This window comes from Micromonospora sp. M51, from assembly GCF_018070305.1.
Lineage (GTDB): Bacteria > Actinomycetota > Actinomycetes > Mycobacteriales > Micromonosporaceae > Micromonospora > Micromonospora parva.
The window spans coordinates 1-1,027 of record NZ_JAGPXZ010001250.1 but is presented as its reverse complement, the minus strand read 5'-3'; the positions used below and the strand labels follow the sequence as shown (position 1 = coordinate 1,027).

Annotated in this window: 1 protein-coding gene and 1 pseudogene; both read right to left on the bottom strand. The window is 71.8% G+C overall.

Going from position 1 to position 1,027, the window contains the following annotated elements:
* Nucleotides 1-207 precede the first annotated feature (207 nt).
* The gene (locus tag KBX53_RS34050; protein ID WP_030334542.1) at nt 208-606 is read right to left on the bottom strand and encodes a DUF3040 domain-containing protein; all 399 of its coding nucleotides are present in this window, start codon (nt 604-606) and stop codon (nt 208-210) included.
* 116 nt (nt 607-722) lie between these two features.
* A pseudogene (locus KBX53_RS34045) lies at nt 723-1,027 on the bottom strand (DNA polymerase IV); the annotation flags it as partial.

Genomic DNA, 1,027 nt, shown 5'->3' with positions numbered 1-1,027 from the left:
CGTGCCCGATCCAGGAAAGAGGCCCCTCCCTGGCGCACGATGCCACTCCATCCGGGATCGAGCACGATCATGCGGAAGGGTGGTCCTGCGGAGAGTGGTTAGCGGGGAAGAAGGGCGCGCGGATACGACGGAGGTCGCCGGTCGCCGGGGGCTGTGCCCGGCGACCGCTCGTCGCGGCGTACGGCCCGCCTCAGCGGCGGGACCGGCTCAGCGGTGCCCCTCCGGGCGCTGCCGCCACCTGTCCTCCATGCGGTCCAGGATCGACGACCGGCGACCGGATCGGCCACCGCGCGGACGACGGCGACTCGTCGTGCCGCCCACCACGTGCAGGTCGGGTGACTGCGCCCGCCGGTGCGACTGCACCGCGAACGCGGCCGACGCCAGCATGACGACAAAGCCCGCCACCGCCAGTGGTGGAGTCTTGATCACCGCGCCATAGACCAGTAGAGCCAAGCCAGCGATGATGACGCCGGCGGCGACGAGCAGGCGACGCCGCGCATGGAAGCGCGGATCGCTGGCGCGCACGGCCGAGGCGAATTTGGGGTCCTCGGCAAGCGACCGCTCGATCTGCTCGAACAGCCGCTGCTCGTGCTCCGAGAGCGGCACGGCACTCCTCCCCGGTCACGTTGGTCGGGCCCACTCGGGCCGACAGACCGTGGCAGCCATCCGGCTGCTTACCCGCAAGTCTACGAGGGGGGTCGCGCGTCGGAAAGCGGGACGACCTATGGGCGGGGTGGATTTTCGTTTCGACGGGGATCACGGTCGCCCATCAGACTGGCCGGACCTATGACGGACCGCCCGAAACGGGCAGCGGCGGCGTCCGCGGCAGCTTCCGCCTCGCGCCAGCCGCGCTCGGGGGCGCCGAGGGTGAGTTGCCGGGGAGCGCCCTTCGCCGGGGCGAGTCCTTCCACCCGGACACCGACGAGTCGGATCCGCTCGCCCGGGTCCAGGGCGGTGTAGAGCGCCCAGGCCGTGTCGAACATCTCACGGGCGGTGTCGGTGGGCACGTCGAGGGTGCGCGAACGGC